Origin of the sequence: Mesorhizobium sp. M0500 (assembly GCF_040321165.1) — a bacterium.
Taxonomy (GTDB): Bacteria; Pseudomonadota; Alphaproteobacteria; order Rhizobiales; family Rhizobiaceae; genus Mesorhizobium.
The window spans coordinates 25,971-39,676 of the sequence record NZ_JAMYRB010000009.1; the positions used below are offsets into that span (position 1 = coordinate 25,971).

Annotated in this window: 12 protein-coding genes and 1 pseudogene; 8 read left to right on the plus strand and 5 right to left on the minus strand. The window is 62.3% G+C overall.

All coding sequences use genetic code 11. The features are described 5' to 3' along the window. Positions 1–140: 140 nt before the first annotated feature. The 5 genes from tpiA to NKI70_RS18000 all read left to right on the plus strand — a co-directional run bounded on the left by tpiA (position 141) and on the right by NKI70_RS18000 (position 5,172). Positions 141–908 carry a triose-phosphate isomerase gene (gene tpiA, locus NKI70_RS17980; protein ID WP_023674957.1) on the plus strand — a complete coding sequence of 256 codons (768 nt, stop codon included), beginning with the start codon at positions 141–143 and terminating at the stop codon, positions 906–908. A gap of 163 nt (positions 909–1,071) precedes the next feature. After that, positions 1,072–1,524 carry a preprotein translocase subunit SecG gene (gene secG / locus NKI70_RS17985; protein WP_352568683.1) on the plus strand — a complete coding sequence of 151 codons (453 nt, stop codon included), beginning with the start codon at positions 1,072–1,074 and terminating at the stop codon, positions 1,522–1,524. 199 nt (positions 1,525–1,723) lie between these two features. Further along, a complete protein-coding gene (locus tag NKI70_RS17990; RefSeq protein WP_352724790.1) occupies positions 1,724–2,845 on the plus strand; it encodes a L,D-transpeptidase in 1,122 nt (373 codons plus the stop codon). Between the two features lie 147 nt (positions 2,846–2,992). Further along, positions 2,993–4,621 (plus strand): CTP synthase, encoded by a 1,629-nt coding sequence (gene pyrG, locus NKI70_RS17995; protein ID WP_023674960.1) that lies wholly within the window; start codon positions 2,993–2,995, stop codon positions 4,619–4,621. A gap of 11 nt (positions 4,622–4,632) precedes the next feature. Next, positions 4,633–5,172: a DUF1697 domain-containing protein gene (locus NKI70_RS18000; RefSeq protein WP_352724791.1), complete on the plus strand. Its 540-nt coding sequence runs from the start codon at positions 4,633–4,635 to the stop codon at positions 5,170–5,172. 30 nt (positions 5,173–5,202) lie between these two features. On the opposite strand, the pseudogene NKI70_RS18005 reads toward NKI70_RS18000, so the two are convergent. From NKI70_RS18005 to NKI70_RS18015, 3 genes and pseudogenes are all read right to left on the minus strand, one after another. Then, positions 5,203–6,653: pseudogene (locus NKI70_RS18005) on the minus strand (NCS1 family nucleobase:cation symporter-1). Between the two features lie 187 nt (positions 6,654–6,840). After that, on the minus strand, positions 6,841–7,233 hold the full coding sequence (locus NKI70_RS18010; RefSeq protein WP_352568681.1) for an MmcQ/YjbR family DNA-binding protein: 393 nt from the start codon (positions 7,231–7,233) through the stop codon (positions 6,841–6,843). Positions 7,234–7,260: 27 nt separating this feature from the next. Then, positions 7,261–7,944 (minus strand): TetR/AcrR family transcriptional regulator, encoded by a 684-nt coding sequence (locus NKI70_RS18015; RefSeq protein WP_502898068.1) that lies wholly within the window; start codon positions 7,942–7,944, stop codon positions 7,261–7,263. Between the two features lie 145 nt (positions 7,945–8,089). Between NKI70_RS18015 and NKI70_RS18020 the strand changes: the two genes are divergently transcribed. From NKI70_RS18020 to NKI70_RS18030, 3 genes are read left to right on the plus strand one after another with little or no spacing between them, the layout of a single operon-like run. Continuing rightward, the gene (locus tag NKI70_RS18020; protein WP_502898067.1) at positions 8,090–9,100 is read left to right on the plus strand and encodes an efflux RND transporter periplasmic adaptor subunit; all 1,011 of its coding nucleotides are present in this window, start codon (positions 8,090–8,092) and stop codon (positions 9,098–9,100) included. Positions 9,101–9,106: 6 nt separating this feature from the next. Continuing rightward, positions 9,107–10,348 (plus strand): ABC transporter permease, encoded by a 1,242-nt coding sequence (locus tag NKI70_RS18025; protein ID WP_352593659.1) that lies wholly within the window; start codon positions 9,107–9,109, stop codon positions 10,346–10,348. After that, positions 10,345–11,016 (plus strand): ABC transporter ATP-binding protein, encoded by a 672-nt coding sequence (locus tag NKI70_RS18030; RefSeq protein ID WP_352593657.1) that lies wholly within the window; start codon positions 10,345–10,347, stop codon positions 11,014–11,016. The genes NKI70_RS18025 and NKI70_RS18030 overlap by 4 nt, the downstream gene beginning before the upstream one ends. A 17-nt stretch (positions 11,017–11,033) precedes the next feature. Here the strand turns inward: NKI70_RS18030 and otsB are convergent, their stop codons facing one another. Together otsB and NKI70_RS18040 are read right to left on the minus strand one after the other, a co-directional pair. Continuing rightward, a complete protein-coding gene (gene otsB / locus NKI70_RS18035; protein WP_352593655.1) occupies positions 11,034–11,795 on the minus strand; it encodes a trehalose-phosphatase in 762 nt (253 codons plus the stop codon). Further along, a complete protein-coding gene (locus NKI70_RS18040) occupies positions 11,792–13,573 on the minus strand; it encodes an alpha,alpha-trehalose-phosphate synthase (UDP-forming) (protein WP_352636744.1) in 1,782 nt (593 codons plus the stop codon). Before NKI70_RS18040 ends, otsB begins: the two co-directional genes overlap by 4 nt. Between the last annotated feature and the right edge of the window lie 133 nt (positions 13,574–13,706).

A 13,706-nucleotide genomic window follows, 5' to 3' on the forward strand; every position in this document is an offset into this window, starting at 1 on the left:
GTACTTCCGATTTTTGCGCATTTCGCATGCGCCGAGTCTGAAACAAGCGCAATAGCGCCCTTCCTGCCCACTGTCGATTGCTTTGTGGCCTGATTTTGATAGTGAGGGCCAGCTGGAAATTGCCCGGAGAAACAAATCCCATGACGCCTGGAATCCGCCCGCTCGTCGCCGGCAACTGGAAAATGAACGGCACTAGCGCCTCGCTCAACGAGCTCAGGATGATCGGCAACGGCTTCATGAGTGGGCTCGACGCCGAGACCGAAGCGGTGGTCTGTGTGCCGGCGACCTTGCTTGCGCACGCCGCCGAGATTCTGTCGCGCACGCCGGTGCGGGCCGGCGGAGAGGATTGCCACACCGAGGAAAGCGGCGCCTATACCGGCTGCATTTCGGCCGAGATGCTGAAGGATGCAGGTGCCAGCCATGTCATCGTCGGCCATTCCGAATGCCGCGCCGATCGCAAGGAGGACGATGCCTTGGTCCAGGCCAAGGCCTCCGCCGCATGGCGCGCCGGGCTGGTGGCCATCATCTGCATTGGTGAGACAAGAGCCGAACGAGAAGCAGGAGCCACGCTCGACGTGCTGTCGCGCCAGGTCGCTGGCTCGGTCCCGCCAAACGCCACGGCTTCCAACACCGTCATTGCCTATGAGCCAATATGGGCGATTGGGACCGGCTTGACCCCGACCGCCGCCGACGTCGCCGAGGCACATGCGCATATCCGCGAAGAACTGGCACGGAAGCTCGGCAATACGGCGGCCAAGATGCGCATTCTCTACGGCGGCTCGGTCAAGCCGTCCAACGCCGTCGAGTTGCTCGGCGTCAGGAATGTCGATGGCGCGCTGGTCGGCGGCGCCAGCCTAAAGGCGGCGGACTTCCTCGGCATCGCGGAAGCCTATCGAAACATTGCTTGATACAAGGGCTGCTTGCTGCATTTGAGCGGACGGCCGGCGCCGAAATCGTTGCAAAGGACGCATTGCTTCCCATATTCCGGCCACGGGCTTGGAAATGCCGTCAAAGCATTGTATTGAGCCGCCTCCAAATCAGCGGCCGCACAAGGCCTTGCCAGGGTAAATTATGGAAACCGTACTGATCGTCGTCCACCTCATGGTCGTGCTCGCGCTTGTCGGCGTGGTGCTGCTGCAGCGCTCCGAAGGCGGCGGCCTCGGCATCGGCGGCGGATCGGGCTTCATGACCGCGCGTGGCGCCGCCAATGCGCTGACGCGGGCGACGGCGATCCTGGCTGCCGCTTTCTTCGTCACTTCGCTGACACTGTCGATCGTTGCGCGCTATGGCGAGAAGCCGATCGACATTCTCGATCGCGTGCCGGCGACCTCGGACGGAGTAGGCAAGGGCGTACTCAACCAATTGCCTGGAACCACGACGCCGACGCCGCCTTCGGGCACCACGGCGCCGACCCCGCCGTCCGGCAATGGCGCGGCAACGCCGCCGCCGGCAACCGCTCCGGCGACGCCGCCAGCGACAAACGGCGCCACCGCGCCGGCCACGCCGCAGGTCCCCAACCAGTAATAGGGCAACTTATGCCGCGATCTGTTGTCGTTTGAACACAGTCGCGGCAAATGCCGCACGATCACGAAGATTCGACTGCGCCTCACGCTTGAGGCGCTTCCGGCTAATCGATTATACGTTGCACGCGGCATTCTCGGCGTCCTTGGGGGGCGCCGGGCGACGCCGTGGGCAACAAGCATTGAACGATCGGATCTTCCCCATGCAGCTTCGCAGCTTCATTTTTGCCGGCCTTTGTGCCGTGCTCAGCCTAGGTGCGCCCGCTTACGCGGCCATGCCGACGGCAAACTCGGCCCACAAAGCCGCAACAACAACCGACGTCGTCAAGGTCGCTGCCAAAAGCGATGCAGCGCAATTGAAGCTTCTCAAGAAGAAGAAAGATCCGACGCCGGACGACCTTGCGCAGATCCGCAAGATCGAAGCCAAGATCGCAGCCGACAAGGAAGCCGCTCGCGCCAAGGCACTCGAAGCCAGGAAGCTGGCGATGCGCGAGGCGGCGAAAGCCAAAGCCGATGCGGAACGGCAGGCGTTCCTTGCCAAGAAGAGCCAGCCGCTCGCAACGGCCAAGGTGGCTGACGCCACGCCGGCCAAGAAGAAGACCGTCAACATCATCGAACCGATTACGCCCATTGCGCCGATCCAGTCGGCCGAGGCGATCCCGGCCGAGGCCATGAACGTTGCGCTGACCGGCAACAATGGCGAGTTGCGCAGCGAACCGGTCGGGCAGAAGCCGCAGAGCGTCGGGCTGTTCGCGGGACTGTTCGGCGGCACATCCTCTTCGTCGATGTCGCTGCTTCCGGAAACACGCGCGCTCGACGCCGCGCTCGAAAGGAAGCAGGCCAAGCGGCAGTTCAAGGTCAAGGCGGAATTCGTGCCGCAGGAGGTCGAATTCACCGGCTACAACCCCGGCACCATCGTCATCGATACCAGCGCCCGTCGTCTCTACCTCGTCGAATCATCGTCAACCGCCCGCCGTTATGCCATCGCGGTCGGCCGGGAAGGCCTGCAGTTCAAAGGTACGGTTGCCGTCGGCGACAAGCAGGAATGGCCGCGCTGGATTCCGACGCTGGATATGCAAAAGCGCGAACCCAAGCACTATGGCCAGTACAAGGACGGCATGCCCGGCGGCGGCGACAATCCGCTCGGTGCGCGCGCCATCTATCTTTACGACGGCAAGAAAGATACCCACCTGCGCATTCACGGCACCATCGCGCCGCAGTCGATCGGAACCAGCGCCTCCAATGGCTGCTTCCGCATGATCAACGAGCACGTCATGGACCTTTACCGCCGGGTGAAAGTAGGCACCAAAGTCGTCATCATCTGACGCTTTGACAGATCGTGCCAAAAGGGCCGGCCTCGCCGGCCTTTTTGTTTTGATACGCCAACGACCAGAGCGCCTTCTTGGGAAAAAGCCTTCGCGGCGGTTTTTTCTCTGGCGGAATCAATTCGGCCGCGTTAAGCGATGACTCCCATGGCGCGATATGTATTCATCACAGGCGGCGTGGTTTCCTCACTTGGAAAAGGCATTGCTGCCGCGGCCCTTGGGGCTCTCTTGCAGGCGCGGGGCTATCGCGCACGCATCAAAAAGCTCGATCCCTATCTCAATGTCGATCCCGGCACGATGTCGCCCTATCAGCACGGCGAAGTCTTCGTGACCGATGACGGGGCCGAGACCGATCTCGATCTTGGCCATTATGAGCGCTTCACCGGCCGCTCGGCCAACCAGCAAGACAACATCACCACAGGCCGGATCTATAAGAACATCATCGAGCGCGAGCGGCGCGGCGACTATCTCGGCGCTACCGTGCAGGTCATTCCGCACGTCACCGACGAGATCAAGAATTTCGTCCTCAACGGCAATGACGACTACGATTTCGTGCTGTGCGAGATCGGCGGCACCGTCGGCGACATCGAAGCGATGCCGTTCCTGGAGGCGATCCGCCAGCTCGGCAACGACCTGCCGCGCAACAACGCCGTCTACGTCCACCTGACCTTGATGCCTTACATTCCGACGGCAGGCGAACTGAAGACCAAGCCGACGCAGCATTCGGTCAAGGAGTTGCGCGGCATCGGCATTGCACCCGACATACTGCTGGTCCGCGCCGACCGGCCGATCCCCAAGGAAGAGCGCAGAAAGCTGTCGCTGTTCTGCAATGTCCGCGAAAGCGCCGTCATCCAGGCGCTCGACGTCCCGCATATCTACGACGTGCCGATGGCCTATCACAATGAAGGGCTGGATTCGGAAGTGCTGGCGGCCTTCGGCATCGATCCGGCGCCGAAGCCGCGCATGGAACGGTGGCAAGCGGTGTCCAACCGCATCCACAATCCGGAAGGCGAAGTGACCATTGCCGTCGTCGGCAAATATACCGGCCTCAAGGACGCCTACAAATCGCTGATCGAGGCGCTGTCGCATGGCGGCCTCGCCAACCGGGTCAAGGTCAAGCTCGACTGGATCGAAAGCGAGATATTCGAGAAGGAAGACCCGGCGCCGTGGCTGGAGAAGGTCCATGGCATTCTCGTCCCCGGCGGTTTTGGCGAGCGCGGCTCGGAGGGCAAAATCCTGGCGGCGAAGTTCGCGCGCGAGCGCAAGGTGCCGTATTTCGGCATCTGCTTCGGCATGCAGATGGCCTGCATCGAGGCGGCGCGTTCGCTGGCCGGCGTCGAGCGCGCATCATCGACCGAGTTCGGTCCAACCGAGGAGCCGGTCGTCGGCTTGATGACCGAATGGCTGAAGGGCAACATGCTGGAAAAGCGCAGGGAAACCGGCGACCTTGGTGGTACCATGCGGCTCGGTGCCTACCAGGCCGACCTCGCCAAGGGATCGAAGATCGCCGAGATCTATGGCGATACCCAGATTTCCGAACGCCATCGCCACCGCTACGAGGTCAATGTCGACTACAAGGAGCGGCTCGAGGATTGCGGCCTGGTGTTTGCCGGCATGTCGCCGGACGGCGTGCTACCGGAAACGGTCGAATATCCCGACCACCCCTGGTTCATCGGCGTGCAGTACCATCCCGAGTTGAAAAGCCGGCCGCTCGATCCGCACCCGCTGTTTGCCAGCTTCATCGAGGCGGCGGTAGAGCAGTCGCGGCTGGTCTAGACTAGCCGCCCATGCAAACTTACGTCGCGCTGCTCTACAGCATTGTCCTGGGCGAGGGGCGGCGGGTCGTCATGTCCGATCTGAAGGCGATGGCCGAAGGCCTGGGTCTGAACAACCCGCGCACGCTGGTAGCGACCGGCAATCTGGTCTTCGAGGCGCAAGAAACAGAACTTGCGGCGTTGGAGCAGCGGCTGGAGGCGGCGTTCGCAAAGACTTTCGGCCGCCACGTCGACATCGTCGTGCGCTGCGCCGACGGCTGGCTAAGGCTGGCGGCCGGCAATCCGTTCCCAGCCGAATCGGCCGAGGCCGCGGACCAGGTGGCGGTGCGCGTGATGCGGGCGCCCGTTCCCGCCGAGACCGCCGCGGCGCTTGAGGCATATGCCGGCAAGGACGAGAGGCTGCGGATTGTCGGCGGCGACATCTGGATCGTCTTTTCCCGCGAGACGCCGAGTTCGCGGCTGCTTGCGGCGGTGAGCCACAGACGTCTCGGCGTCGGCACGTCGCGCAACTGGAACACCGTGCGCCGCCTGGCCAAGATGGTCGCAGAATGAACGGGGCGGCTCGCGCCGCCCCGCCTCCGTTCAGGCCTTGGCTATCCTGGCTCCGGCAGCGAGTGCCATCGTGCGCAGCACGTAGTAGATGACGCCGGCAATTGCCACGCCGAAGAACCAGCCATAGACGCCCCACCATGACGGCAGCAGGCTGGTGAAGTTGGGCAGGATCGAGGAGAAGACCGCGCCGATACCGGCGGCGATGAAGGCATTGACATGCCAGCCGCCCTGAAAGCGGAATTCGCCATTCTCCCTGTAGAGCGCCTCGACGTCGACCTTGCCCTTCCGGATCAGGTAATAGTCGACCATCATCACGCCGAAGATAGGCCCCATCGTCGCGCCAATGATGTTGACGAAGGAGGCGGCACTGCCTTCCCAGGGCGCGAATGGATAGAGCACCAGCGCGATGAGCGCCGCGATGTAGCCGCCCTTCTTGAAGTCGATCTGGCGTGGAAAGACATTGGAGAAGTCGAAGGCCGGCGACACGAAGTTCGCCACCACATTGATGCCGAGCGTCGCCACCGCAAAGGTCAGGGCTGCGAGCGCCGCCAGGAACCAGCTGTCGAATTTCGCCGAAATCTGGTCGGGATGCAGCAGCACCTCGCCATAGACGTCGAAGGCGGCGATCGTCGTGACGCCGGCGACCAGCGAGAACAGGATAAGATTGACCGGCAGGTCCCAGATGTTGCCCTTGCGCAGCGATGCCTTGTCCGGGGCGTAGCGCGCGAAATCGCAGAAGTTGAGATAGAGCGCGGAGAAATAGGTCACCCAGATCGCGGCCACCGCGAACAGCGAGGTCCAGGAGCCTGGCGTGCCCGGCACGCCCGCGTCCTTTGTCTTTTCCAGCAGCACATCCATCGGGATGTCGCTGGTGAAAGCGAAGGTGCCTGCCTTGATGCAAAGATAGATCGCCAGGATCAGCATCATCACCCACACCGCCGGTCCGGCCCAATCCTGGAAGCGGCGCACCGTTTCCATGCCTTTCTGGATGATCAGGAGCTGCAGCGCCCAGATGATGACGAAACAGATCACCTCGAGCCCGGAGTGGCCGAGGAAATGGGTGCTCTGGTTGAAGTCGGCGAACCATTGCGAGCGGATCAGCAGGGCTACGATCGCCCCGGAGGCGGCCGCCGTCTGCGCGCCGTACCAGAAGCAGGCGACGATGGCGCGCACCAGCGCCGGTATGTTGGCGCCCCAGATGCCGAAGGAGGCACGCGCCAGGACCGGGTAGGGCACCCCGGTCTTCATACCGGCATAGCCGACCATGTTCATCAACGCATAGATGATCAGCGAACCGATACCGATGGCGATGATGAAGTTGACGAAGCCGCCGCAGAACAGGAACAGCTGGCAGCGAGATAGTAGCCCCACAGGCTGTGGACGTCCGACGTCCAGACGTTGAAGATCGAGAACGGTCCCCAGTTTCGAACCTTCGCCGGTGCGAGATCCTCATTGTACAGGTCCGGTGATGCGCCTTGTATGTCCTCCCCTTGTTACCGCACGCGCCTCCACGCATGGCACGCAGGTTAAGCCTGACGCAGGGGAACCGGCAAGCAGACGATTTGCCGGCTTTGGACTTAAAGACATTCAATGAAAAAGGCGCTTATCGGCGTGGCGTCGTTGAGCTTCTAGCGCCGACGATTCGTGGGGTGACACCGATCGCTCGACCTAAGCTCGCGAGTCCACCTTGTGCGTGATCAGGGCGGCAAGCTTTTTGGGCGCTTGTGCGCGATAACTCTCATCGAGCCATGACTTCAGTTGTCCGATCGGTGGCAGTTCGTCCGGTGCTGGTTCGAACGTCACCCATCCGCTCTTGCCAAGGCCATACTCTGTCGGCGACGCATAGTGGAGCTTTCTCGCCTCGTCGCCGCTGTAGGGGAGTTTGAGGGAGATGCTGAACGGTTCGCCTTCAAGGCTCAAATAAGCAAAGGTCTTTCCTTTCACCGCGAGATCGTCGTGACCAGGCCACGGAGTCTTTGTCTCGGCGCCCGGATAGGTGAGGCCGAAGGCGCGCAGTTCCTTGAGAACGGCATCGGTCGAAGCGCGCGATTTCCTACTCATCAACTCTCCTCCATCGCTGTCAGCGGTTTACGGTCCGGCTTCGAGAAAAGCCCGGGCAAAACCGGGCTGCACGGCTTCTATCGTTCCATCGGGCAACTTCAAAAGCCGGTCGATTGCGATGCCGTAGAGCCGCAATCGGCCCTCGAGCAGCCGCGCTGCTTCGTCGATATTACCCTGTTCGGCCTGTAGCAGGGCGCGGTGCATCACGTCCCGAAAGGTCAGCCGGAGTTGCAGGAACATCTCGGCAAAAGCTTGCGGGTCGGGCACGTCGAGAATGCCTTCCTCGCTTCCCTTCCTGAGCAGATTTGTGATTATCGGCTCGGCCAGTTCCCTGGCCGCCTGGTCGACCCGATGGAAGAGGGCAAGGTTCTCGGGCCGGAACACGACGAAGAACGTTTTTCGCAATTGCGGGGCAAGCTCGACGTTCAGCCGTCGCGAGCCGGCAAAGAGTGCATTGAGCCGGCCAATCCCATCGAGTGACGGATCGTCGAGGAGGGGTTGCAGCTCGGCAAGGCTGTCACGTGCGAGACGTCTGGCGAGCGCCTCCAGCAGGGCCTCCTTCGACGCGAAATAGTGATAGAACGCACCCTTCGACAAGCCGGCCTCGCGGATGATGTCGTTCACCGTCGTGTTGTCGTAGCCATGCTCGAAGAAAAGCCGCTGGGCACAGTCGAGGAGCTCGGTGGATCGTATCTCCGGGGGCTTTATCACTCGGGGCAAAATCGACCTCACAAAGTACAGGGGGCAAGAGGAGCACGAACCGTTTCTTTATGCAACTTTTATAGACCGACGGTCGGTCTAATGCTATGTCTGCCACCGCTCCGACGTTCGCATTCGATGGTGGAAGGAGAGCTTCTTGCGACGGATACGCTGGACTGTCGGCATCGTTCTTGTCGCGGCGACTGCTGCTTTCGGCGCTTGGTATGTGTGGCAGCCGGCCAAGGTTTCGATCGTGACGCCACAACGCGGCGACGCGGCGGAGATCGTTTACGCGAGTGGCTCAGTCGAGCCGCGAACCTGGGCCAAGGTGACTCCCGTTGTCCGCGAGAGGATCGTCGAGCAGTGTAATTGCGAGGGGTCGAGGGTTGCACAAGGCGATGTGCTCGCCAAGCTCGACGACAGCGAGGCCCGGGCCGTGCTTGGCGAGATCGAAGCGCGTCAAGCACTTGCCCAGGAAGAGCTCCGGAGGCTGACCGTGCTTGCCGAAAGGCGTGCGGCAAGCCAGCAGGCGCTCGATCGCGCGCAAAGCGAGCTTGGCCAGATCGAAGCGCTGGTTGCCGGACAGAAAGCGCGGCTCGACACCTACGTCTTACGAGCGCCGAGCGCCGGTATCGTGCTCAGGCAGGACGGCGAGGTCGGTGAGATCGCCGAACTCGGCGCCGTGTTGTTCTGGGTCGGCGAGCCGAAGCCGCTCCTGGTGGTCGCCGAGGTCAACGAGGAGGACATTCCACGGGTCGAGATCGGCCAGCGCGCGCTGCTTAAATCCGATGCGTTCCCTCGGCAGAATCTGGAAGCGGTGGTCGACAGCATCACGCCCAAGGGCGATCCGGTGACGAAGACCTATCGCGTCCGCTTCCGCCTGCCGGACAATACGCCGCTTCGTATAGGCATGTCGACCGACGTGAACATCGTCATCCGCGTTTCGAAAAATGCGCTGTTGATCCCGTCGGTTGCGGTGGATGGGAACAAGGTGTTCGTAGTCGAAGGCGACAAGGCCTGGCGGCGTGAAATCCGAACGGGCATTCGCGGCACCAATGGCGTCGAAGTTATCTCTAGTGTCGATGAGAAGGCTCGCGTCATCTCGCCCTATCCCGCTGACCTCGGCGACGGTGCGCGCGTGAACATCGCCGCCGCGCAGGAGAGATAGGCAACGATGGCGCTGATCGTCGACATTGCCGTAACGCATATCGCCGGCCGCGGCCGCCAGACGCTGGTCGCCATAGTCGGCGTCGCGGTGGGTGTCGGCTTCTCAATTGCGATGGCGGCGCTGATGCAGGGCGGGCAGGACGATTTCGTCAGGCAGCTCGTCGACACGATGCCGCATGTCGACATCACCGACGAGCAGCGCACCGCCCGCCGGCAGCCGGCCGAGGACTACTTCGAGACCGCCGCCATCTCGGGGCTCCGGCCACGCGACGATCGGCGCGGCATCATCAACCCGACCGCCGCGACCTCCTGGCTGGAGAGCTGGATTCCCGGCCGGTTCGCAGCAAGCCTAAAGACGCAGGGCGTGATCCGCTATTCCAGCCGCGAAGTGGGCGCAGCTATCATCGGGGTCGATCCGCAGCGCGAGACCGGCGTTTCACCGATCGTCGGAGAGTTCGTCGAAGGCAGCTTTTCGGCACTTGCCGCGGGCGGCAACAACGTGCTCATCGGCGACACGATGGCGAACCGGCTCGGCGCCGGGTTCGGCGACACGATAACGGCGGTTTCCTCCGAAGGGCTGACGCGCAATTTCAAGATCGCCGGACTTTTCCACACCGGCACTACCGCGCGCGACGAAGGCGAAGCTTATGTGCTTTTGAAGAACGCGCAAATCCTCTCCGCGCGTCCGAATGCCATCAACGAGATCCGCATCAAGCTCGACGACCCCAACCGCGCTGCGGCGGTGGCGCATCGAGCCGAGGCCGAACTGGGCTACAAGGCCGTGGCGTGGCAGGAGGCGAATGAATCGATCCTTGAAGCGCTCGTCGTGCGCAACGTCATCATGTACACCGTCGTCGGCGCGATCATGCTGGTTGCTGGCTTCGGCATCTACAACATCATCTCCACCATCACGCACGAGAAGGCGCGCGACATCGCCATCATGAAGTCGCTTGGCTTCCCGGAGTCCGACATGCGCCGGCTCTTTTTGCTGGAAGGCGTGGCGATCGGCGCTGCCGGCTCTGTGCTCGGCGGGGTGCTTGGCTTCTCCATGACCTATGCACTGTCGCTGGTGCGTTTCGAGATCGCCGCGACTGGCCAGGAGATGACCCGGCTGCCGATAGCCTGGAGCCTGACCCACTATATCATCGCCTCGGCCTTCGCACTGGGCTCGGCGGCGGTGGCTGGCTACCTGCCGGCGCGCCGTGCAGCGCGCCTGAATCCGGTCGACATAATAAGAGGCGCGACATGAGCGCACTCATCGAGACCGAGAGACTGACCCGCATCTTGCCAGAGACGGTCCCCGTTACGCTGGTCAAGGACATCACGCTCACGATCAACGACAACGAATTCGTCGCCGTCACCGGTCCCTCCGGCTCCGGCAAGTCCTCGCTGCTCTATCTGCTTGGGCTGCTCGACCGGCCGACAGGCGGGACCTTGAGGATAGGCGGACGCGATAGCGAGCCTATGAATGAAAGGGAGCGGGCGCAGACACGGCTTTCGACGCTGGGCTTCGTCTTCCAGTTTCATTTCCTTCTGCCGGAATTCACGGCGCGCGAAAATGTAGAAATTCCAATGCGCAAGCTTGGTCGGCTGGCCCGACCCGTGATGCGCGAACGGGCTGGCGAGTTGCTGTCATCGCTGGGGCTCGGCGAACATCTCGAAAAGCGGCCGGACCAGCTTTCGGGAGGCCAGCGTCAGCGCGTCGCGGTGGCACGCTCGCTCGCCAACGACCCGCCGCTTATCCTGGCAGACGAGCCGACGGGGAGCCTCGACAGCAAGAGCTCGGAGCAGGTGTTCACAATCCTGCAGAATTTGGTGCGCGAACGCGGCAAGACGGTCGTGGCAGTCACGCATGACCTCGACATGGCCGCACGCATGGATCGCCGCATTCACATGGTGGACGGGAAGATCAGCTGAACCGGGCCACGGCGCGATCAGGCCACCGCCGACGTCTCGAAACTGGCCTCGAGCCAGGCTATTGCGCCGGTCACGTCGTCGAGGGCATAGTTTGCGGCCGTCGGTCCGTTCGGCTTCACGCGGATGGAGATGCCGCCAATTTCATTGATCGCCTCGAAACCGTGTTCGTCCGACGTATCGTCTCCGAGGAATATCGGCCGCCGGCCGACAAAGGGCGGAATGTCCATGAAACGCCGGATGGCAGCACCTTTGACGGCTTCCAAAGGCATGAGCTCGACGCCGGCGTTTCCCGGAAGCACCCGATAACCCTTCGGAAGCCGGGCCAATGCCTGTTCGACGAGCTGGATTGCGGGTGCAAGCAGTTGCGGTGCTGCTCTTGTATGAACGGCAAGGACCGGCCCCTTGCGCTCGACATAGACCTTGCCGCTGCCCAATTCGGCCTCGATCTCGTCCGCAAGGGCGGCGATGTCGGCCGGCGCGTCGGCGGCATCGATCGGACCGCTCGGCGTCAGCCGGTGCTCCAGCCCATACAGTCCGGCGATCCGCAGCTTCAGCGGATGGAACAGCTTGTCCACGGCGGGAATCGACCGGCCGGTGATGAAGGCGACCGCACCATCCAGCCGCCGCTCGATGCGTTCGAGCAGATTGCGCAATTCCTCGCCGACGAACACCGCGTCGGGATGGGCAGCGTGTTCCAGCAGGGTTCCGTCGATGTCGAGGAAGAGCGCCCATTGCCCTTCCGACAGGTTCAACGCCGGCGGTTGTTCAAAGCTTTTCACGACGCTGCCTTCCGAGCCCGCTCGAACATCGAGATGACGTTGTTGGTGTTCGATGGCGGGCGCTCGCCGGTTCCGGTCACCCTGTCGAGATCGCCGCGTTTGCGCAGGCGCGCGGCGTCCAGCAGCATACTGCCGGCCCAGCGGTAGACATTGTTGTCGCGGACCATCTCGCGCATCGGCCGCAAACGTTCGCGCTGCTCTTCCGGCGTCATCGTCAGCGCCTGCAACAGCGCCTCGCTCATCATGGCCGCATCGTAGGGGTTGACGATCAGCGCTTCCAGCAGTTCGCGCGAGGCACCGGCGAAGGTGCTGAGCAAAAGCACGCCCTGTTCGTCGTCGCGCGCTGCGACGAATTCCTTGGCGACAAGGTTCATGCCGTCATGCAGACTGGTGACCATACAGATGTCGGCGGCGCGATAGACCTCGTAGACCTGCTCCTGCCGATGATGTTCGGCGACCATCAGGATAGGGCTGTATGTCTCGCTGCCATAGCGCCGGTTGAGCTCCTCGGCACAGCGGCGGCATTCGTCGTGGAGTTGCTGGTAGGCGGGCAATGTCCCCCGGCTCGGCGCGGCGATCTGCAGGAAAACCACCTTGCCTATCCATTCGGGATATCTCGTGAACAATTCGTCCAAGGCATGGAAGCGATCGAGAATGCCTTTCGTGTAGTCGAGGCGCTCGACGCCAACGCATAGTTTGGTATCCGCAGACAGGCCGAATCTGTCGCGCACGCTGGCGCGGCACTCCTCCACAGACGGCAGTTTTGCCAGCAATTGGGCCGGCCATTCTATGGAAATGGGATAGGCGTGGACCAATGTGGTTTGCCCACCATAGGAGATTGCCGCGTCTGCCCGTTCGATCCGGCTCTCCAGAAAGCGGTCGACACTTTCGGTGAAGTTGTTGGCATGGAATTGGGTATGAAAGCCGATGATCGAACTGCCGAGCAGTCCTTCCAGGATCCGCTCACGCCACGGACAGATGCTGAACACTTCCGAATTGGGCCAAGGGATGTGCCAGAAGGTGATGACTATCGCGTCCGGCAGGCGCTGGCGAATCATGCGTGGCAGCAGCGCAAAATGGTAGTCCTGCACCAGCACGATCGGCCGTTCGTTGCGGGCTTCGGCAACCACCGTATCGGCGAATTTGCGGTTGACGGCCTCGTAGGCGTCCCAGTCCGAGGCGCGAAACACGGGGCGGGTGAAGGCGATATGGCAAAGCGGCCATAGGCCCTCATTAGCGAAGCCCAGATAATAGCCCTGATATTCCTCCTCCGTCAGCCAGACCCTGCGCAGCGTATAGGACGGATTGCCTGGCGGCACCTGCACCCGGTCGTCCTTGTCGACGGTGAGGCGGTCTGCCGTGCCGCCGCCAAAGGCGATCCAGGTGCCGGCACAGGCGCGGGTGATGGGCTCGAGTGCCGAAACCAGCCCGCTGGCCGGCACCAAAAGTTGGACCCCGTCATCCTTGATGTTGTGGATGTAGGGTTCGCGGTTGGACACCACGATGACCTGTGCGTCCGGCAGGTCGTCGGCCAGGATCTTGCGCAAAGTGTCGGGCGACCATGTGACCAGTGCCGCATCGGCCGATTGGCCGTTCTTTTCGAACTCGCGCAGCACCTTGCGTGCCGCTTCCGACGCGACATCCTCGCTCGGCGTGTATGCGGCCGCCGTTGCGCGGCCGCGACGCTGGCGGGATATCGACAGGAGAATGGCAAAAGCGGAAAAGCCAAAACTTGCAATCAGCAAAACCCAGAGCAGGTTTACAGTATAATCTGACATGGAATGTGATCTCGCCTCCGGCCGGCCGATAGCTGTTTTTTTATTTGTTTTCTGGTTCGCCGCCGTATAACAACTGCAGCGTTCCCGCGCCGCCCATTTTTGCAACGCACAAAGAGGCTATCGGTTCCGGACG